At 56.8% G+C, this 19,677-nt stretch carries 16 protein-coding genes; 9 read left to right on the forward strand and 7 right to left on the reverse strand.

Features of this window, described 5'->3' with window-relative positions:
- Positions 1 to 77 precede the first annotated feature (77 nt).
- Positions 78 to 419 (reverse strand): carboxymuconolactone decarboxylase family protein, encoded by a 342-nt coding sequence (locus B195_RS14095; protein WP_003442331.1) that lies wholly within the window; start codon positions 417 to 419, stop codon positions 78 to 80.
- Positions 420 to 528: 109 nt separating this feature from the next.
- On the opposite strand from B195_RS14095, the gene B195_RS14100 reads away from it, so the two are divergent.
- Positions 529 to 1,434, forward strand: a complete 906-nt coding sequence (locus B195_RS14100; protein WP_003442329.1) for an AraC family transcriptional regulator — start codon at positions 529 to 531, stop codon at positions 1,432 to 1,434.
- 174 nt (positions 1,435 to 1,608) lie between these two features.
- Here B195_RS14100 and B195_RS14105 read toward each other — a convergent pair whose 3' ends face one another.
- The gene (locus B195_RS14105; protein ID WP_191985184.1) at positions 1,609 to 2,196 is read right to left on the reverse strand and encodes a TetR/AcrR family transcriptional regulator; all 588 of its coding nucleotides are present in this window, start codon (positions 2,194 to 2,196) and stop codon (positions 1,609 to 1,611) included.
- 149 nt (positions 2,197 to 2,345) lie between these two features.
- Here B195_RS14105 and B195_RS14110 point away from each other — a divergent pair, with 149 nt between their 5' ends.
- The 5 genes from B195_RS14110 to B195_RS14130 all read left to right on the forward strand — a co-directional run bounded on the left by B195_RS14110 (position 2,346) and on the right by B195_RS14130 (position 7,445).
- Positions 2,346 to 3,446 (forward strand): alkene reductase, encoded by a 1,101-nt coding sequence (locus B195_RS14110; protein WP_003442325.1) that lies wholly within the window; start codon positions 2,346 to 2,348, stop codon positions 3,444 to 3,446.
- 39 nt (positions 3,447 to 3,485) lie between these two features.
- A complete protein-coding gene (locus B195_RS14115) occupies positions 3,486 to 4,274 on the forward strand; it encodes an SDR family oxidoreductase (RefSeq protein ID WP_003442323.1) in 789 nt (262 codons plus the stop codon).
- Positions 4,275 to 4,356: 82 nt separating this feature from the next.
- Positions 4,357 to 5,226 (forward strand): alpha/beta fold hydrolase, encoded by an 870-nt coding sequence (locus B195_RS14120; protein WP_003442321.1) that lies wholly within the window; start codon positions 4,357 to 4,359, stop codon positions 5,224 to 5,226.
- Between the two features lie 46 nt (positions 5,227 to 5,272).
- Entirely contained in the window at positions 5,273 to 6,271 is a 999-nt protein-coding gene (locus B195_RS14125) for an NADP-dependent oxidoreductase (protein WP_003442319.1), read from the forward strand.
- Positions 6,272 to 6,545: 274 nt separating this feature from the next.
- Positions 6,546 to 7,445, forward strand: coding sequence for an alpha/beta fold hydrolase (locus B195_RS14130; protein WP_003442318.1), 900 nt, complete (start codon positions 6,546 to 6,548; stop codon positions 7,443 to 7,445).
- A gap of 225 nt (positions 7,446 to 7,670) precedes the next feature.
- On the opposite strand, the gene B195_RS14135 is transcribed toward B195_RS14130, so the two are convergent.
- Both B195_RS14135 and B195_RS14140 read right to left on the reverse strand, forming a co-directional pair.
- A complete protein-coding gene (locus B195_RS14135) occupies positions 7,671 to 8,045 on the reverse strand; it encodes a tautomerase family protein (RefSeq protein WP_003442316.1) in 375 nt (124 codons plus the stop codon).
- A gap of 6 nt (positions 8,046 to 8,051) precedes the next feature.
- Entirely contained in the window at positions 8,052 to 8,387 is a 336-nt protein-coding gene (locus tag B195_RS14140) for a carboxymuconolactone decarboxylase family protein (protein ID WP_003442314.1), read from the reverse strand.
- 108 nt (positions 8,388 to 8,495) lie between these two features.
- On the opposite strand from B195_RS14140, the gene B195_RS14145 reads away from it, so the two are divergent.
- Positions 8,496 to 9,380 carry a LysR substrate-binding domain-containing protein gene (locus B195_RS14145; RefSeq protein ID WP_003442312.1) on the forward strand — a complete coding sequence of 295 codons (885 nt, stop codon included), beginning with the start codon at positions 8,496 to 8,498 and terminating at the stop codon, positions 9,378 to 9,380.
- A gap of 105 nt (positions 9,381 to 9,485) precedes the next feature.
- On the opposite strand, the gene B195_RS14150 is transcribed toward B195_RS14145, so the two are convergent.
- Both B195_RS14150 and B195_RS14155 read right to left on the reverse strand, forming a co-directional pair.
- Positions 9,486 to 11,117, reverse strand: coding sequence for a sensor domain-containing diguanylate cyclase (locus B195_RS14150; RefSeq protein ID WP_003442310.1), 1,632 nt, complete (start codon positions 11,115 to 11,117; stop codon positions 9,486 to 9,488).
- 358 nt (positions 11,118 to 11,475) lie between these two features.
- Positions 11,476 to 13,875 carry a membrane-bound PQQ-dependent dehydrogenase, glucose/quinate/shikimate family gene (locus B195_RS14155; protein ID WP_085994786.1) on the reverse strand — a complete coding sequence of 800 codons (2,400 nt, stop codon included), beginning with the start codon at positions 13,873 to 13,875 and terminating at the stop codon, positions 11,476 to 11,478.
- A gap of 871 nt (positions 13,876 to 14,746) precedes the next feature.
- On the opposite strand from B195_RS14155, the gene B195_RS14160 reads away from it, so the two are divergent.
- Complete coding sequence (locus B195_RS14160) at positions 14,747 to 16,039, forward strand: carbohydrate porin (RefSeq protein WP_003442307.1); 1,293 nt, start codon at positions 14,747 to 14,749, stop codon at positions 16,037 to 16,039.
- Positions 16,040 to 16,368: 329 nt separating this feature from the next.
- Here the strand turns inward: B195_RS14160 and B195_RS14165 are convergent, their stop codons facing one another.
- Positions 16,369 to 17,472: a GlxA family transcriptional regulator gene (locus B195_RS14165; protein WP_029612571.1), complete on the reverse strand. Its 1,104-nt coding sequence runs from the start codon at positions 17,470 to 17,472 to the stop codon at positions 16,369 to 16,371.
- Positions 17,473 to 17,844: 372 nt separating this feature from the next.
- On the opposite strand from B195_RS14165, the gene B195_RS14170 reads away from it, so the two are divergent.
- Complete coding sequence (locus tag B195_RS14170) at positions 17,845 to 19,674, forward strand: DUF1302 domain-containing protein (RefSeq protein ID WP_238143933.1); 1,830 nt, start codon at positions 17,845 to 17,847, stop codon at positions 19,672 to 19,674.
- Positions 19,675 to 19,677: the final 3 nt, after the last annotated feature.

A 19,677-nucleotide genomic window follows, 5' to 3' on the forward strand; every position in this document is an offset into this window, starting at 1 on the left:
TTGCTGACGTCCGGAGGTATACAAGTAAGCCCCGGCACGTTGAAGTGTCCGGGGCCGGTGGAGTTATGGCGTGTGCACTATTTTTTCAAGGTGTCGTACGCTTCAAGCGCGCGCAGTGAAAAAATGTAAGCGGCACCTGCGTTCAACGAGATCGCAGTGGCCAATGTCGCGGCCACTTCCTCGCGGCTCGCACCAGCCTTGATCGCCGCATCAGTGTGAGCGGCAATACAGCCGTCGCAGCGTGTAGTGACGGCGACTGCGATGGAGATCAGCTCGCGGGTCTTGGCGTCGAGCACATCGTTTTCGGCAGAGGCATCACCGAGGGCCATGTAGGCTTTGACCATCTTGGGATTACTTTTGCCCAGCGCGCCGAAAGCTTTCTGGATGGAGGGCAACAAGTCGGACCAGTTATTGAACATCGCATTAACTCCTGAGGAGGTTGGGTGTAGTGTTTAGCCTCGTTTAGTGTATGCACTGGTCCGATTTTGATTAGTTCGATACGCTCTGTTTTTTATGCGATGCGCTCAAATGAATTCAATCGACAAGCTCATCAGCCTTGCCAATGTTCGTGGCAGTCTGGATTTACGTTGCCAATTTCAGGGTGACTGGGCTCTGGAGCATGAGCAGGAAGCGCTGGGTAAAGCGCCATACCACGTTGTGCTGTCGGGTGAGTGTCGGGTGGAGCTTCCAGACGGTCAGCGTCTTTCTATGTGCGCCGGCGACGTTCTATTGCTGCCCAGTGGTGGTGCGCACGTGCTGCATAGTCCGGGGAAAGATGTTGCGCCAACACCGCCAAAGCGCATCAGCGCTGGCGTATTGCCGATACATCGCATTGGCGGCGTGAGTGCGGATCTGGACATGCTCTGCGGCTGCTTTCACTTCAACCGGACTTCGCTGCTGTTTGCTTCATTGCCTGAGTACCTGTTGATTCCCAGCGGCGTGTTCCCGGCAGATGGGCCATTACCGTCGCTGGTCGATATGCTACGAGGGGAAGCAGACGGTGATCAGATTGGAGCAAGATTTTTGCTCGATGCTCTTTCTCAAGGGTTATTCACCCTGATCCTTCGCGCCTATCTAGTAAGCCATGGCCAAGACATCGGTACACTTGCCTTGCTCAGCGATAAACGTCTGGGACCCGCTTGGCAGGCGATGTTGGCTAATCCTGCGCACGAGTGGACCATCCAGAACCTGGCCGAGATCGCGTGCATGTCCCGTGCATCTTTCATGCGCACGTTCGTTCGTGTGGCTGGTGTGTCGCCGTGGGTATTGCTTACGCAAGTCCGTATGGAATTGGCGTTCAGTCTGCTGAGTCATTCGCATCTGGGTTTGAAAGATATAGCGTTGCAGGTTGGTTACCAATCGCAGGCGGCATTCAGTAAAAAATTCAAGGAGGTTTATGGGGCGCCGCCAGGGAGAGTGCGCCGCGAAATTTAGTGCTTAAACATAGACTGGAAAGACCGAAGATGGCCGATAGCAGCCTGTTACGCAGGGCTGATTCCGGCCAAAAGCTGTCATTCGCGCCCCATGGTTTTGGACTCAAATTGACTTTCTGCTCCAAGCACAAACATCGCACTTCTACTGAAGCTACTCTTTCAATGAGCGCCGTCTCTACACCGGTTCCACGTCATCGACCGGCAATGAAGCAATCATTTCTGCCCGGCACACCTCAAGTATTTCATCAGCAAGTGCGGAGTCATCCGGGCAGGCGCGCGACAAAATAATCGCGCCGACGGCACGTGAAAGCAGGTCGATCATTTTCTTTCTGCCCTCACCCGGCTCAGGATTCGTTCCTGTCGGGTATTTAGCTTCTAGCGTCTGCAGAATGTGTTCTATGCCTTCGGCAAACGTCGCTTTCACATCGTCCGCCTGACGCGCCGCGTCGCCACACAGCGCGGCCATCGTGCAACCACTGCCGCGTCCGTCGCGATGCTCTCTAGTCACGTAGACGTTGATGAAGCCCGGAACATCCAGCGCTTGGGCGGCGGTCAGCGATTTGGCCAGACTGCACGCCGATGCTTCAGCCATGAGGTCTGCTTTCGACCCGAAATGTTTGTAGAAACCACCATGGGTGAAACCAGCGGCCGCCATGAGATCAGCAACGCCGACGCCGTCAAAGCCCCGCTCACGGAACAGCTGTGAGGCGGTTTCAACGATGTGCTCTCGATTTGCCTGCGCCTGGGCCTTGGTTACTCTCACTTGCAATACCTCGTGTTTCCCGGGAAATCCTGAGTCCGATGATACATAGATGTTACCCATAATCAAAATTGTTGACAGTTTAGATTTCGATCATCATCCTAATTGCCTGCACCACTGATTTTCATCAACGGGCACGGAAGATTCATCAAATGACCAAGCGGACTCTGTTCACTCCTTACACCCTAGGCAGCCTCTCGCTATCGAACCGCGTCGTTCTCGCGCCGCTGACACGCAACCGCGCCGGTCAAGGCTTCGTCCCTAGCGAATTCGCGGCGACCTATTACAGCCAGCGCGCCAGCGCCGGCTTGCTGATCAGCGAAGCCACGCAGATTTCCCGGCAGGGACAGGGTTATCAAGACACACCGGGAATCTACACTCCGGCACAGATCGACGGCTGGCGCGCCGTGACTGATGCCGTGCATGCCAAGGGAGGAAAAATCTTTCTGCAATTGTGGCATGTCGGCCGCGTCTCGCACGTCGACCTGCAGGAAAACGGCGCTGCCCCCGTGTCCCCTTCCGCGCTGCGCGCCGCCACCAAAGTGTTCGTCAACAACCGCTTCGAAGACGTCTCCGAGCCTCGCGCACTGGACATCAGCGAACTGCCGGGAGTCGTCAGCGACTTCCGGCAGGCGGCGGCCAATGCGATCGCCGCTGGCTTCGATGGCGTGGAAATTCACGGTGCCAACGGCTACCTGCTCGATCAATTCCTCAAGGACAACGCCAATCTGCGCACCGATGCTTACGGCGGCTCGATTGAAAATCGTGCGCGTCTGTTGCTCGAAGTGACGGAGGCTGTGGTTAGTGAGATCGGTGCCGACCGCACCGGCGTACGCCTGTCACCAGTGTCGCCGGCCAATGGCGTATCCAGCAGCGATCCGCAGGCGCAATTCGATTACGTCGTAGAACAACTCGACGCCCTCGGCGTGGTTTACCTGCACGTGGTCGAAGGCGCGACCGGCGGCCCGCGTGACGTGGCGCCCTTCGATTTCGCCGCCCTGCGCCAGCGCTTCAAAAACACCTACATCGCCAACAACGGCTATGACCTCGATCTGGCCACCTCGCGGCTCGCTGAAGACCAGGCCGACCTGATCGCCTTCGGTCGCCCCTTCATTGGCAACCCGGATCTGGTGGAACGCCTGAAACGTGGCGCGCCGTTGTCCGCGTTCAATCCCGCCACCCTCTATGGCGGCGGTGCGGCAGGCTACATCGATTACCCGACACTGGCTGAATCGAGCGTCAGCGCAAGCTGAGCCCGTTCTGTTTCTCATATCCTGAAAGAGAGATACCCCATGAGCACTCGCCCAACTGTTTTGATCACTGGCGCCTCCACCGGGATTGGCGCCGTCTACGCCGAACGCTTTGCACAACGCGGCCACGATCTGGTGGTAGTTGCCCGTGATCAGGCGCGCCTGGATGCACTGGCCGCACGCTTGCGCAGCGAACACAACGTCACCGTCGATGTGATCCCGGCGGACCTGACTCAACCCGGCGATCTGAGCAACATTGAAAACCGTCTGCGCGACGACGCCCGCATCGGGATCCTCGTCAATAACGCCGGCGCTGCACTGTCCGGGCATTTCGTCGAGCAAAGCACCAATAAAGTGGCGCAACTGGTTGCCCTCAACACTACGGCGCTGGTGCGGCTCGCCAGCGCCATCGCTCCACGCCTGGCCAAGGCCGGTGAAGGCGCGATCATCAACATCGGTTCGGTTGTAGGCCTCGCACCGGAATTCGGCATGACAGTCTACGGTGCGACCAAGGCCTTTGTGCTTTTCCTGTCCCAGGGTTTGAGCCTGGAACTGTCGCCTCAAGGCGTCTACGTGCAGGCCGTGCTGCCGGCCGCAACGCGCACGGAAATATGGGATCGTTCCGGCGTCGACATCAACACCCTGAGTGAAATCATGGAAGTGGGCGATCTGGTGGATGCCGCTCTCGTCGGCTTCGATCGTCGCGAACCCGTGACCATTCCGCCGCTGCACGAAGCGCAGCGTTGGGATGCCCTGCAGGGCGCACGTCTGGGCCTGATCGGGCAAATCCGTCAGTCCGCGGTTGCTCAGCGTTACCAGACTCCAGAGTGATCTTCAGGCAGTGAGCATTTGGTGCGGATTCGATGCAAGCGCAAGGCGCTGCATCGAACCCGTCCAGAAATCGGGAGGCGTAATGAATTCAGCCCAGAAACATCCCCCTTCGGGTTCGCCAACGTCATTCATCAACGCTGCGAACCAATCGATCAGGGTCAACGGTATCCCATTCGCCTACCGCGATATCGGCCCCACTACCGGCGTGCCCCTTGTAATGTTCAATCATTGGGGCGCGGTGCTCGATAACTTCGATCCCGCAATCATCGATGGCCTGGCGCAAACCCGACGCGTCATCACCACCGACTATCGTGGCATCGGCGGCTCGGGTGGAACCGCGCCACTGACCGTCGGCGAGATGGCCGACGATGCCATTCAGTTGATCCGCGCCCTGGGGCTGGAAACCGTTGATGTGCTCGGATTCTCGCTCGGCGGCTTCGTCGCTCAGGACATCGCTCTGAAGGCGCCTGATCGGGTGCGGCGGTTGATTCTGACCGGCACCGGGCCGGCCGGCGGAAGCGGTATCGACAAGGTTGGCGCGGTGTCGTGGCCATTGATTGTCAAAGGCCTGCTGACCCTGCGCGATCCGAAATTCTACCTGTTCTTCACGTCTACGGCCCACGGCCGTCGATCTGCCGCGCAGTATTTGCAGCGCCTGCAAGCCCGCAAGAACAATCGCGACCAAGGCCCGACGCCCCGTGCTTTCCTGCGTCAATTGAAAGCGATCACCGCGTGGGGCAAACAACCGCCGCAAGACCTTGAACGCTTGCAGGCACCAGCACTGGTCGTTAACGGCGACACCGATATCATGGTGCCGAGCATCAATTCGTTTGAACTGGCCAAGCGTATCCCCAACGCAGAGCTGGTGATTTATCAGGATGCCGGTCACGGCGGGATTTTCCAGTACCACGTTGAATTTGTGGCCAGGGCGCAGGCGTTCCTCGATGCCTGACCACACACCGGCTACCCTCCCTACAACCGACAAGAGCCGTACCTCGATGAAAGCATTTCTTATTGATCGCTACGGCAAGCAACCCGGACGCCTCGGCGAAGCGTCAGCCCCTGAAGTGGGTGCCCACGACGTCTTGATCGAGGTCCATGCCAGCAGTGTCAACGTGCTGGACTCGAAGATCAGCACAGGCGAATTCAAGCTGATCCTGCCCTACTCGTTTCCGCTCATTCTGGGCAACGACCTGGCGGGGGTCGTGGTGACGGTCGGCTCGCAAGTGACACGCTTCAAACCAGGTGACGAAGTGTACGCTCGCCCGCCGCAAGCACGGATCGGCACGTTCGCCGAAAGGATTGCCGTGGACGAGAACGCGATCGCCCTGAAACCGGCCAATACCAGCATGGCGCAAGCCGCGTCCCTGCCTTTGGTGGCACTGACTGCCTGGCAAGTGCTGGTCGACACCGCCCGGCTGCAAAAGGGCCAGAAGGTGTTGATTCACGCAGGCTCCGGCGGCGTCGGCAGCATTGCCATACAGCTTGCCAAACACCTGGGTGCCTTTGTCGCCACAACCACCAGCACCGCGAATGTCGAATGGGTCAAGATGCTGGGGGCTGACGTGGTCATCGACTACAAAAAGCAGAATTTCGAAAATGTCTTGCACGGCTACGACCTGGTGTTGAACAGCCTCGGCACCGATGTCCTGGACAAGTCACTCGAGGTCCTCAAACCCGGCGGCCAACTGATTTCCATCTCAGGGCCGCCCACTGCGCTGTTCGCACAGGAGCAAGGGTTATCCTGGCCATTGCAGCAGGTTATGCGCCTGCTCAGCCTCGGCATTCGGCGCAGGGCACGCAAGCAGGACATCAGGTACAGGTTCGTGTTCATGCGCGCCAACGGCGCCCAACTGCAACAAATCAGCGCGCTGGTTGAGGCGGGCATCATCAATCCGGTGATTGATCGAACGTTTTCCTTTGAATCAACGGCAGAGGCTCTGAAATACGTCGAACAGGGACGAGCCAAAGGCAAGGTCGTCGTTACGATCAAATGACTAGCCGCCTATCAATGACAACTGTGCCCGAGCAATTTCAGCAGTAGAAATCGGGTTGCATGAGAGGCGTGCAAGTATGGCTAGCTCGGTATATCGCTGACGCCAAGGATCGCCGGTAGGGAGAGTTTCCTGATGCCTTTGTGCGCCGTTATAGTGGCCATACTTTTTCGGTCAAAGGAATGGCTATGAACCCGCCAAGCAGCCTGCCCGTCGGTGTAATCGGCGACCGTGACACTGTAAATGTCACGTCGCACTGCGCGAAAAGGGGAACGCCATGCGTGCAGGCGTGATCCTTGCCGGGATTGGCACCACGCTGGCGCTGTTGTCTGCATCGCCAGCCCAGCCTGCACCCCTGCCGCCAGTCACTGTCAACCAGGGTGGTATCTCAGTGCTGGTGCAAGGCTCGGGAACAGATATCATCTTAATTCCAGGATTTGCGTCGTCCTACGAAGTCTGGGCTGATTTGGCCTCCAGATTACGGCACAGCCACCGTCTCCATCTCGTTCAGGTAGCTGGCTTTGCCGGCTCGCCTGCCGTATCCAGTCCAGACGGGAGAGTCGTCGCGCCGACGGCCGAGGCGATCGCTGAATACATCCGCAGCCAGCGCATCGAGGCGCCGGTCATCATCGGTCATTCGTTGGGTGGTGAGGTGGCCCTGATGGTGGGTGCGCGTCATCCCGATCAAGTGGCACGCCTGATGATTGTCGATGCGATGCCCTTCTATACGTTGCTCTTTGACCCCCGCGCGACCAGTGAAACGGCGACCCCGCAGGCTGCTGCGATGCGCGATGCAATGTTGGCGGCAACGCCTGAGCAGGCGCACTCCATGCAGCTGGCCGCCATCGACCGTCTCGCTAAAACTGAAGCAGTCAGGCCAGGCCTGGTCGCAGCGGGGATGAACTCGGACCGAAAGACGATGGCCGATGCCATGTATGAACTGATGGTCACCGATCTCCGGCCTGAGCTTGATCGCATCAAGGTGCCTGTCGAGGTCGTCTATGCCTACGACCTGCTTTACGGCGTAGAGGCATCCCAGATTGATGCAATGTTCCATAACGCCTATGCCTCGACCCCAAACATCAGCTTCAGGCGCATTGACGGCAGTTTTCACTTCATCATGCTTGATCAGCCAGAACTGTTCGCCAGTGCTGTCATCAAGTTCCTGAACCGGTGAGCGACGGCGGGGTAGCTGGAGCGGTGAATCACCGTTAAAGGGCACAGGATTCGTTGCCGTGCTTGCAGGTCACCGATCGTGCCCTTTTGGCCGATTGCAGTCTTTCGTAACAGGCAGCAATCGGCGTGGGCGATCCCGGGCAATTTTCCGCCCTTTGTTGGAATCACGGAATCCCCGGGGAATTCAAAGATCTTCGTTCGCTCGCAGATCCCGTGATTGTTCCCGCTAGTTACCTCGCCCTCCTCCAAACGACCACTCATCGCCGGCCGTCGTGGTGATTATCACCATGACATCCTCTGCGTTCAGGCCCGTCGCCCGCCCCAACTTCTCGACCAGATCGCGATAAAAACGCTGTTTGATCTCAACACTTCGAGGACGGCCTGCGGTAATCGCGATGAGCACAAAGTCATGGCTGCGCGGCCCGCCCTGGTAGTGGGGATCAAAGATCAGCTCGCCGACCTCATGTTGGTGAATGGCTTGGAAGCGATCCGTCATCGGTACTTCGAAGCTCTCGACCAAGGCATCGTGCAAACCCGCAGACAACGCCTGTAAATACTCGGCCGATTTCCCGCGGTGCAGTGAAACTCGTGTAAACGGCATCAACGGTTACTCTTGATGTTCTGGAAGGCAAGCCTGACGCTCACTGAGCAACTTCAGCGCCGAGGCGGCTGTCGGCCAACCGGAATAAAACGCCAGGTGGGTGATAACTTCGGCCAGCTCTTCGACACTCAGGCCGTTGTCCAGTGCACGCTGCAAATGGAACGGCAATTGCTCAAGTCGGTACATCGCCACCAATGCGGCCACCGTCGCCAGACTGCGATCACGGGGCTTCAATTGTGGACGCGTCCACATGTCACCAAACAAGACATTGTCGGTCAGTTCGGCAAACTTCTGCGGGTAGTTACCCTGCTGTTCCCGCCCCGTGACAATAGATGCGCTCATGATGTTTTCCCCCTGATGTCTCAATTGATGGAGGAAAACTATCAAGTCGCAACACTTCCGAATATCAGATTTAATAGCACCCATCATCCCGAATTAGTGGACTATTAAATGCACCGACCAACCTTCGACCTCGACGTATTGCGCACCTTCGTCACTGGCGTGGAATTCAACAGTTTTGCCAAAGCGGCGGATCGTCTCGGTCGATCGACGTCTGCCGTCAGCGCTCAATTGAAAAAACTCGAGGAGCAGGTCGGTACGCCGGTCCTGGCCAAGTCCGGTCGCGGTTTGGTCTTGACTCCCACGGGAGAAACGCTGCTCAGCCATGCCCGCCGCCTGCTGGAGCTGAACGACGGCATTTTCCAGACTCTGTATGAAAGCCAGACAGCCGGGACCATCCGACTCGGGCTTCAAGAGGACTTCGGGGAGCACTTTCTGAGCGATATTCTGCGGCGTTTCGTCCAGGCTTACCCGAGGGTAAATCTCGAAGTCCGGATCGCCCGTAACGCCGAATTGCTTGCACGGGTCGAAAGCGCTGATCTTGACCTGGCCCTGACCTGGGACACCGGGCACCTGTCGCCTTACGCCACTCGCCTGGGTGAAGCACAGATGCACTGGATCGGAGCCAGCGATACGCCATTGCCGACGGACCTTCATCGCTCACCGTTGCCATTGATCCTGTTCGACTCGCCTTGCGTAATGCGCAGCGCCGCCACCCAGGCGCTGGATGCTGCGCAAATACCCTGGCGGATCGCCTTGACCAGTCCCAGCGTCGGCGGTATCTGGGCGGCCGTCGCCGCCGGATTGGGCCTGACGCTGCGGACCCGTATCGGGCTGCCGGGCCATCTAGCTGTAGTTTCTGGCTTACCCCCAGTACCAAGCCTTTGCTATGTGCTTCACAGCGGTGGCGATGCCCCTACAGCGGCCACCCAACAATTGGCCGTATTGATCAAAACGAGCCTGCAAGAACAGGCGTTTCGTTTCGCGATGACGTAATGATCGAAGCTGCCCGAGGGTTCAATTCGAGCGATACGGATGGAAAATAACCAATCAGTGAGGTGCTGGGCGGCCGCTTGGATATGTCCAGGATCAAGGGGCGACTCATTCGGATCCAGATTGAGGACTCGACTCCACGCGATTACGCCCCCCTTGTTTGGCACGATACAAGCATTCGTCCGCTCTCTTGAGTACGACCTCTGAGGTAGTAGATACGTTTTCACAAGTCGCGACACCGATCGAAGCCGTGATATGTCCAACACCCGAAATGTCGCATGTAGCGATTGCCTGGCGAATTCGCTCGGCAATCATGCTCGCCGAATCGATACCGGTCTCCGGCAAAATCAACAAGAACTCCTCTCCACCCGCTCGGCAAGCGAAGTCGCCATTGCGTGAATGACTGAGGAGTGTTTGCGCAACCTGCTTTATCGCAACATCACCTTTGTCATGACCGAAGGTGTCGTTTACCCTTTTGAAATGGTCTATATCCAGTGACAATATGGAGTATGTTCGGCCTGCCTGCTCCAGCCCCCGCAACTCATCATTCATTGCTCGACGATTTGCCAGACCTGTCAGAGGGTCGGTAAGCGCCTGCTGGCTTAGACGCCCCATCTTTGCTTGTAACAGGTACACACCGGTCAGCATCGCCTGACGGATAGAAAAGGCCTCTAGATACCATGCCTTCACGTTTCGAAGTTGGTCAGAGGCTTGCGTTGCAGCCAATTGCCCTGCGATCCTGGAAAGCTGGTGCAATGGCCGACAGATCATCAGAGCACCTATCCAAATCAGTACAAATCCGATCAATGCAGCAGGTAGCATTCCAAAAACCATGTCGCGCATCAACGTGTGCAAGGGTGCAAGGCTAATCTCGCGAGGCTGCTGTACGACGACGGCCCAACCGGCTCCAGGCACCTGAGCATATCCAGCAAGCATCGGTATGCCCTTGTAATTAGGCACGGCCACGGACCCGCTTTCGCCACGTAAAGCTGCATCCACGGTCTTGCTCCATCCGAGGGTCTCACCAATACGCGACGCATCAGGATGATAAAGTAGTTGACGATCCTGATCGGCGATGAAGGCAAATGTACCTTCATGGTGAAAATGCCGGCTGATTAACGTGTGAAGTACACTGTACTGCTGCAGGTAAATCGAACCGCCTATGATTCCAATGTAACGGTTAGAGGAATCATGAATGGGTTCTGAGACGAATACGACCAGATTACCGGCTGCTGATTCATAAGCTGAGCTAATGTAGGGACGTTTCGCATCGATGGCTTTTCGAATCGTATCCGATCGCAAAGTTGAACCATTGATTTGCAGTGTGTCTGGGTACGCCTCCAGAACTTTGGCATTAGTATCGATAATTGCTATCGAGTTAAAATCTTCGTCCTGCTTTTGTAGGCGTACAGCTTCGGCCCGCAGTGCCTTGGTATTACCCCACTCCTTGCCCAACTCTTCGGCGCTGTAACGCAGATGGCTTTGTGCCGAATGAATGAATTCAGAGAGGCTTGAAGCTACTTTTGACGCGTAAGCACTGTTTGATTGCAGCGCATGGTCAATCAAAGCATCCCGCTGCACTCTATATGCCGTGATCAGACTATTGCCCAACGTAGCCAGGACAGATAACAGTACGAGGGTGAAAATGAGCCAACGCAAGCCCAGAATCACTGCCGGCTGCCTCATGCTCACGTTCTCATCGGTGGACGAATCCTTGGGGTTGCCTGCTCTTGCCGTCATTGTCTACCGTGACACCTCTATTAGTGTATGCCTGCTGCGAATAGCAGCTCTGCCAATATAATCTCTTATACATTTCGCGCCCTAAGCGCGCTTCAGACACTATGCATGAGCCCCGGCACTCTCTTGAGCTCAACCGCTACGAGTTGAATCGCTCCAGATTTTCTAAATACATCGAAGTGACTGCTTCTGGCCGAAAGCAGACTACCGGACCTATGGGATCAGGCGAAGTCCTCTGCTCGTAACAAGCACCACATTCAAGGCGTTATTCAGGCCGAAGCCGAACAACAACTGGCCTGGAACAAAAAAGCCCGCCTGCTGGGGAGCAGGCGGGCCATTTCAGTTAACGTCAATCAAGGCGTTATTTCTGGGTGATGCTGTCCGGCAATGCATAGGCAATGATGTAGTCACCGACATCAGGCGAGTGGCTCATGCCACCTGCGGAGATGACCACGTACTGCTTCCCGGTGGCGGGTGATTTGTAGATCAGCGGGGCTGCAACCGCGCCAACCGGCAGGCGGGCTTTCCATACTTCTTTACCGGTGGCCGAATCCAGCGCTCGCAGGTAGTAGTCCTGGGTACCGGCGAAGAACACCAGGCCAGATGCCGTTGAGGTCGGGCCACCCAGTGTTGGCATGCCCAGCGGGATTGGCATGTGCGTTTTGATCCCCAGCGGGCCAGTGTCCTGGACGGTGCCCAATGGAACCTGCCAGACCAGTTTCTGGGTGTTGAGGTCAATGGCGCTCATGCTGCCGAAGGGTGGTGTGTTGCACGGTACGCCCAGTGGCGACTGCAGAATGTCGATTTTCACCCCGCCATAGATACCGGCGACTTGTGGGCGAATGGTTCCCATGAAGCCCGGGACTTCATCGGTCGACACGTTGAACTTCCTGGTGTCTTCCTTTTTGACCAGTTGCATCCGCAGCGGCATGCGCATGTCATTGACGAACATCATGCCGGTGTTTTCGTCGATGGAGATGCCACCCCAGTTCATGCCACCCAGCAAGCCAGGCCATTCGATGTAGGGTTTTTCACTTGGCGGTGTAAACGGACCCAGGTAGACGGAGTCTTTGAACATGATCCGGCAATACAGTTGGTCGAAAGTCGTCACGCCCCACATCGACTTCTCGGTCAGCGGGTCGACACCAATGGTCGGCATCCCGACCGAGAACGGTTGGGTAGGCGACAGGTGCTCGCCTTCTGCTGCTGGAGAGGTAGGAACCGCACGTTCTTCAACTTCTGTAACCGGCTTGCCGGTACGGCGATCCAGTACAAAAATGTTGCCGGTCTTGCTGGTCTGGATCAAGACCGGAGTCTTCTCGCCCTGGGCGTTTTTGATGTCATAGAGCACAGGCTGCGAAGGCAGGTCATAGTCCCAGACGTCGTGGTGAACGATCTGATAAACCCATTTGGCTTTACCGGTTGATGCATCGACTGCAACAACGGCCGTGCCAAACTTCTCTTTAACCTGGTTGCGATCACCCCCCCAGTAGTCGGGCGGGCCATTGCCCGTAGGCAGGTAGACCAGATTCAACTCTTTATCGTAGGTCGGAATTGTCCAGACGTTAGGCGTCTCCAGAGCGAACTGATGATCGTCTGCCGCTGTGTTCTTGCCCTCGGGTGCACCTACATCCCAGGCCCACACCAACGCGCCTGTCAGAACGTCGAATGCGCGCACGGCACCGGAAGGTTCGCCCGCCACAATGTCCCGTACCCAGCCACCGACCACGGTGAGGTGGCCCATGACAACCGGCAGCGAGGTGGGGTGATAGCGCTTGCTGTTTTCAGTCGGGCCCATGCCTTTCTTGAGATCGACATAACCGTTGTCGCCAAAGCTCGGGCACAGGGTGCCGGTATGCGCATCAAGCGCAAACAAACGGGCATCCACAGACGACACCAGAATACGCTGGCGGCACTGCTGGTCATTGCCATATGACGCCTTGACCCCAGCGCTCAGGCTGTCGTCTTTATCGATGTCGTAATAGCCCACGCCACGGCAGGTCACGTGCTCTTCGCTTTTGGCTTTGGGATCGAATTTCCAGAGCGGGGTCCCGGTATCACCGTCCAGGGCGGTTATCAGGTTTTCCGGGGTGCACGAGTACAGAACATTGCCGATCTGCAACGGTGTGTTTTCATCTACGCCCGCGCCGGCACCTGTGGTGCGACGACCTGTTCTGTAGGTCCAGGCAACCTGCAGATCCTTGACGTTGTCCGGGGTGATTTGCGTGTAAGGAGCAAACCGTGTGCCCGAGGCATTACGCCCAAAGAACTCCCAGTTTTCAGGGGCGCTGGAGGGCTCTTCGGCCTTGGGTGCGTCAGTGGCGGCGACCGGGTTCGAGATCCCGCCGTGCGGGTAGAACGCAGCAATAAATGTCGCGACCAGTGCCAGGAATACGGCAAAACCGAACCGGTTAGCGGCGCGCCGGGTGCTCAGGGACGTGTCCGGCAACGCGGCGCCGACCCACAGACTGAGTGTCAGGATGATGGCCGGAATGACCAAGCGTGGCAGCAGTTCCCAATAGCTGAACTGACCCACTTCATAAAAGGCCCAGGCACAGGTCGCAAGGAATATGGCAACAGAGAGGGTGATAGCCAAACACTTGCGCAACACAAAGAGTGCCGCCAGTGCCAGATAAGCCAAGCCTGCGATCAAGTAGTAACTTGACCCGCCCAGCGCCACTAGTTTGATCCCGCCATAAATCAAAGCCAGTGCCACGGCAAATACAAACAGGGAAAACAGCACCCTCGCGATAGTGCTCATTGAGCGTCTTGAAGTTTGAGATGGTTGGTCATTCGTCATTTCGTGAATGCTCTATGGGTGAATACAAAACTGCCCGCACGCTGTGCGAACAGCTGGGTCGAATGTTCAGTTCGACCCGTAAAAGGCTGGGCATGGCAGGTGTCGGAATCAGAACTACCGCCCTGCCGACAGCAAGCGAGCACCGGCAATCAGTGCATCAGGTTGCTGCAGTCGCAATGAATACGCCGAAGGCTCTACGAAACGCGGGGAGGTGTTTGTCCGGGCACTGCTGGCCCGACGTTCCGAGAGTGGGCTGGAGACGCTGAGCTAGTTTATACGGGCGCTTCTTGGGATAAATCCGAAGGTTTGAGAAACATTGTTGGTGAAACAGTAATAATCCATGGCAACGAGGGGGTTTCAGCCCCTTATGTTTTCTCTTTTTTTGACCTGTGACTGATCTCAAAAGCACTAAGCGTTGAACACTAACGATCGCCGTTTCTGCAAGCGAAAGTCCGGATATCGCCAGCGGATTATTACTGCCTGCCCAATAATGTTTCTTAGTTCCCTGGATTTATCTGAAAAAAACATCGGCATAAACTTAGCCTTACGGCTCACACAGGATGACATTCACCAGCCCTGCCACCTTCAGGGCCTGTTAGTTGTGTGAAGCGAAGACCCGAACGGCTTCGCGCATCAGCACCCCCGTCATAAACCCGCTCATGGACACCCCCTTGCACACCCAAGGAGGGACCAACTCGGCCCGGGATCAGGTGCTGACACCGCAGTTCTCAAGACGGTATCAGGCCAGAAAAGCCAGAGCAGGCCAGTTTCCAGCCCTGCCAGCGTGTCGTTGAGCGATACACCAACATTTTTTGCAACGGAGCACACCCCAATGTTTTTTTCTTTCCGCGCGCTGCTGACCACCAGCCTGTGCAGCGGTTTGTCGCTGTGTATCTTGAGTCCGTCTTCAGCACTGGCTGACACTTCCGACCTGATGAGTCGTTCGACACTCACCGGCGATTGGGGCGGTGAGCGCCAAAAACTGGCGGACAAGGGCATCACACTGACCGGTGACTACAGCTCTGAAACGATTTCCAACCTGCATGGCGGGATCAAGCGCGGTACGCGCTATGCGCAACAAATACGCGTGGGCGCCAAGTTTGATCTGAGTAAATTGCTGGACACCCCGGACGCCGGATTTGTGCAAATTCTGGTTAACGACCGTCGCGGCCATAGCGCCACGGAAGACTTGCTCGGCAACCGCCTGTCTGCGCAAGAAAACTACGGTGGCGAATACACGCGACTGACCGAGTTCAGTTACCAGCGCAATCTGTTTTCTGCGGACGTGTCTGCCAAAATCGGTTACATGGTGATGGGCACCGATTTTGGTGGCATGCCGATCCTGACCAACTTTGTGAGCGCCGGCTTTTGTGCGCACCCATTGACCATGTCCAGCGGCAGCGGGTGGGGCAACTACCCGACGGCTCACTGGGGAGCAGAGTTGCGTTACGACGTCAACGACTCACTGACGCTGCAAACCGCGGTATTCCAGGTCAACCCGGAGCACAACAGCCTTCGCTCCGAAGCGTTTTCCATGCCCAGCCACGACTCCACCGGGGCCATTCTGCCGCTGGAAGCCATCTTCAATAACAACGCCTTTCTCAATGGCCAATACAAAGTCGGCTGGTACTACGACAGCTCTGACTCGCAAAAAATTGGCAGCACAGAAAAAAGCAGCAACCGCACTGGGGCTTACGTGTTGATGGACCAGGCAATCTGGAGGGATGAGCAAGACCCTGAAAGCGTGCTGCGCCTGTTCGGCCAGGCAGCCACCAGCAACGCAGCAACCTCCCCCATGCGTCGCTGGTACTCGGTCGGTCTGGTCAAGCAAAAGCCTTTTGCCAGCCGCCCCCATGACAGCATTGCCTTGGGTTATGGCCGGGCCGTACTCAACTCCCGTACGCGGGATGTTCAAGAAGCAGCGGCGACCAGCTTCGGCGAATCCGAGATGATCGCCAACCTCGACAATGGCGAGCAGATGATTGAGCTTAACTATGGCGCCCAGGTCACTCCCTGGCTGCTGCTGCGTCCTGACCTGCAGTACTACATTGAGCCTGGCGCGTTCTCCGGCAAAAAAAGAGGCAACGCTTTGGCCGTGGGCTTACAGATCAAAGCAACGTTTTAAACAGAGGGATTGTGTGAGGTTCCAGCAAAAGCCTGCGGACCTTCACGATATCTCGACTTCAAGACTCAATGACCAAAGCCCCCCTCATCCAAGATCGAAGCAGGTGATCGCTGCCAGATCCATAAGTCATCTCAACGCCTGAAAAATAACTGGGTGATCGCACTCACCGGGAGAGCAAGGCAATTACAGCAGAGCAAGTCGAGGCAGAGGAATTGGGTTGATGCCCCCCGCCTCGACAGCCAGATCTTTGAGATCAAGGCCAACAGAAAATCACTTTGCTTATGGTGCAATCCATATCGTGGAAGACCGCCCGATTCATTGGTGCATTCTCACTGTTCTGACCTGTGGTCAGGCTCAATACTCAGTCCCTTGATCAAGTCATCGACTCTCTCCTTCGGCCCGGACTCGTCAGCCCGCCACCAACGGCTGGAAATGCGCATGGTGTAGCGACGACGGTACTCTGAAGGCGTTACTCCGGTAGCGCGTCGAAACAGGCGCCGGAAAGCACTGGCATCCTGATAACCGCAGTACTCCATCACTTCCGTTAGATCAACCAGGGTTACTTCCAATAATTGCTTGGCCCGCTCCACCCGAAGTCGGTGCAGATAGTCGAGCGGAGTCATGCCCTCCACTTCTTTGAAATGACGTAGCAAGGTGCGCGGGCTGGCTGCCGCTTCCTGGGCTACACGTTCCAGGCTATAGGCCGTCTGAATGTTCTGCTGAAGCCAGTGCTTGGCCCGGAACACCACGCTGTCCCGGGTCTTTACCGAAATGCCAGGAAAGTTCAGGCTCGAATGCTCAAAACGCATCGGGTGATAGAGCAACCCATTGGTCGCTATTTGCGCCATTTCTTCACCGGCAAAATGACGAATCAACTCCACCATCAAATCGCACACAGCCGCCGGTGCGCCCGCCGTAAAGACCAGCCCGTCAACCACCACCGGGCCCGCCATCGCCAACTGCACCTCAGGAAAGCTGGAGGCAAACCAATTGGCAATCATCCAGGTGACTGTCGCGCGCCGGCCGTCCAGCACACCGGCTCGGGCCAACATCACCGGGCCATTGAAACTGGCCGCGACGATGCGCCCTTGAGAGTGATAACGCGCGATGCAATTGAGCTCCTCGGCGCATTGATCGAGCACATGCTTCAGATCCGGCACGCTTTTCATCTGCACCCCCGGCACAAACAGCGCGGTCTGCGAGGGCCGCAACGATTTACGCCCACCGGCAGGCGACTGCATGCCTGACAACCAGTCCGCAAGCGGTAGCTCATTGCCCGCCGCATCAATCAATCGCCAGTGAAAAAAAGCCCCTCGTTTATCCGGATTGCGCATCTGCCACAGGTTATTAAAGGTGCGCAGAATATCGATCACACTGAACAGCGTTCCGGTCATGCCATGGGGGCTGTGCAATAAATCTATTCGGACGTTCATAGACCTGCCTGGCGTTATTGAATTTATTTTTGGCGATATTAGCCCTACTTCCAAATGCTGTCTGCCTGCAACTCGTACTGCCCGCCCTGCCCTGTGCCCCTTGTCGGAACACTCAATACAACAGCCTGTTAACCCACTTTTATTCAGCGAGCTGCGCAAGGGGGCTGGCTCCTGCAATTCGCTGTGCCTGGGCGAACAGCATCAGGCTATTCATGCCTGTTTATAGCTGGCGATATCGACCCTATTGCTGTCGGTATTCGCCGTATTAAAGGGGATGACTTCAGCGCTAGACTGAAAAACGCCTGGCATTCACAAGAGAAACAAAAACAAAGGTATTAGTCAGTGACAACAACAATAAGAAAGAAGTGGGCCGTGACCCGGACTCCCGTATTTGCGGGGTTGGCCACGTCTGTGTTGAGCGTTGCCATGACTGCTCCGGCAATGGCTGGCGAGCTGGTTTTCGGTGACCTCAAGTCAGGGTTGGGTAAAGGTATCGAGTGGCAGCAGGACGACACTCGCCTGAACCTCAAAGGTGCTCTGTCATTGGGTTCTGTGTGGCGCATGGACAAACCGAGCTACCGCTTGACCAGCTCCGAATACGGCATGAACCTGTTCAACGACGGCAACCTCAACTACAAGCGCGGCGATGCGGTTTCTACCTCTACCGAGGCCTACCTGCAGGCGGATCTGAGCCACCGTAATCTTGGCGTATTTGTAAGTGCCAAAGGCTGGTACGACTACACCCAAAAACACCAGAACGTCGACTACGGCAGCGTTCCAAACGGCTATCAATCCGGTGAACCGCTGAGCGATGACGGGTTTGACTCGCTGGCGCGTTTTTCCAATGCAGTCATCAACGACGCGTATGTTTACGGCACGTTCCAGCCTGGCGGGCACGACCTGCTGGTGCGACTCGGCGATCAGGCGATTCCCTGGGTCACGCCAACCACCATCGGCGGCGGTTTACAGGCAGTGAACGCTTTTGATTGGGCCGCGGCACGTCGAGCCACTTCAATTGCAGAAGCCCGTACCGTCGCGATGCCGACCCTTTACGCCAAGCTGGCGCTGACTGAAAACCTGTCGGTGGATGCATTCAACCAGTTTGAGTTCCGTCCCAGCGCTTATCCGGGGTGCGGGACCTTTCTATCGACCAGCGATTACGCTCAACCGGGGTGCGACCAGTTTCTTCTCAATGGCAGCATTTTGAGCTCCATGGCCGGGCGACCGATTTACACCACCGACGGCCAGGCCCTGAACAACCCTCTGGATTACGTGTCCCGTGGCCCGGACCATCGCCCCAGTAACAATCAGTTCGGCGCCAGCCTGCAATATTTATGGCAAGACGTCGGCATGTTCGGGCTGTATTTCGCTGACTACACCAGTCGTGAAGCAGTCACCCAGGCAGTACGTACTGGCCCCGGTGTTCTGACGCCGCCCGCCGCCAACCTCGGCCAGGCCAAACCAACGGGCATTGCCGCTTATTATCAACGCGCCTTCCCGACCAGCATCCGGATGTACGCCCTTAATTTCAAAACCCGACTGCCAGGCGGCACAGGTATCTACGCTGAATACAGCTATCGTCCCAACCAACCGATCGCCTGGAACGGTTCCGATTTCATTGCTGGCCTGTTAGGGGGCAGCGGGCCCATGGGCTACCTGTCCAAAACGCCCACAGGCTATGTGGCCAGCGGTTTCGACAGGTTTCGAGTGAGCCAGCTCAATCTCGGCGCCAACCATCCTTTGGGCACTGTATTGGGCGGCGAGATGAAGTTGTCAGCCGAGGCGGGATTCAAATATGTCCACGACCTGCCCGCCACTGACGACATCCGTTATGGGCGCCCCGGCTTCGGCAGCGCGCCCTACGGCAACAGTTCGAAATGCACAGGCCCGGCGGCAAAATGTGCAATCGATGGTTTCGTCACGCCTTTCTCGTGGGGAGCACGTTCCAAAGGGGAGATTCGTTATAGAAACGTCTTGCCTGGGCTTGACCTGACGCCTTCGTTAACCCTGGTGTATGACGTCAAAGGGCACGCCTATGACGGCGTGTTTTCCGAAGGGCGTTATGCACAGATTTTCGGACTGCAGGGGGAGTACAAAAGCGACTACAACTTTGAGCTCAACTACCTGAACACCGGGGGTGGCGATTACAACATGGTTGCAGACCGAAGCATGTTGGAAGCCAGTGTCGGCATGCGCTTCTGAAAA

Origin of the sequence: Pseudomonas sp. Lz4W, from assembly GCF_000346225.2 — a bacterium.
Taxonomy (GTDB): domain Bacteria; phylum Pseudomonadota; class Gammaproteobacteria; order Pseudomonadales; family Pseudomonadaceae; genus Aquipseudomonas; species Aquipseudomonas paraversuta.

Excerpts from the sequence above, each read along its gene's own strand:
- B195_RS14130 (WP_003442318.1), top strand. The coding sequence starts at position 6,546 with ATGCGTGCAGGCGTGATCCTTGCCGGGATTGGCACCACGCTGGCGCTG.
- B195_RS14165 (WP_029612571.1), bottom strand. The coding sequence starts at position 17,472 with ATGAACGTCCGAATAGATTTATTGCACAGCCCCCATGGCATGACCGGA.
- B195_RS14095 (WP_003442331.1), bottom strand. The coding sequence starts at position 419 with ATGTTCAATAACTGGTCCGACTTGTTGCCCTCCATCCAGAAAGCTTTC.
- B195_RS14120 (WP_003442321.1), top strand. The coding sequence starts at position 4,357 with ATGAATTCAGCCCAGAAACATCCCCCTTCGGGTTCGCCAACGTCATTC.
- B195_RS14125 (WP_003442319.1), top strand. The coding sequence starts at position 5,273 with ATGAAAGCATTTCTTATTGATCGCTACGGCAAGCAACCCGGACGCCTC.
- B195_RS14145 (WP_003442312.1), top strand. The coding sequence starts at position 8,496 with ATGCACCGACCAACCTTCGACCTCGACGTATTGCGCACCTTCGTCACT.
- B195_RS14110 (WP_003442325.1), top strand. The coding sequence starts at position 2,346 with ATGACCAAGCGGACTCTGTTCACTCCTTACACCCTAGGCAGCCTCTCG.
- B195_RS14150 (WP_003442310.1), bottom strand. The coding sequence starts at position 11,117 with ATGACGGCAAGAGCAGGCAACCCCAAGGATTCGTCCACCGATGAGAAC.
- B195_RS14135 (WP_003442316.1), bottom strand. The coding sequence starts at position 8,045 with ATGCCGTTTACACGAGTTTCACTGCACCGCGGGAAATCGGCCGAGTAT.
- B195_RS14100 (WP_003442329.1), top strand. The coding sequence starts at position 529 with ATGAATTCAATCGACAAGCTCATCAGCCTTGCCAATGTTCGTGGCAGT.
- B195_RS14155 (WP_085994786.1), bottom strand. The coding sequence starts at position 13,875 with ATGAGCACTATCGCGAGGGTGCTGTTTTCCCTGTTTGTATTTGCCGTG.
- B195_RS14140 (WP_003442314.1), bottom strand. The coding sequence starts at position 8,387 with ATGAGCGCATCTATTGTCACGGGGCGGGAACAGCAGGGTAACTACCCG.
- B195_RS14115 (WP_003442323.1), top strand. The coding sequence starts at position 3,486 with ATGAGCACTCGCCCAACTGTTTTGATCACTGGCGCCTCCACCGGGATT.
- B195_RS14160 (WP_003442307.1), top strand. The coding sequence starts at position 14,747 with ATGTTTTTTTCTTTCCGCGCGCTGCTGACCACCAGCCTGTGCAGCGGT.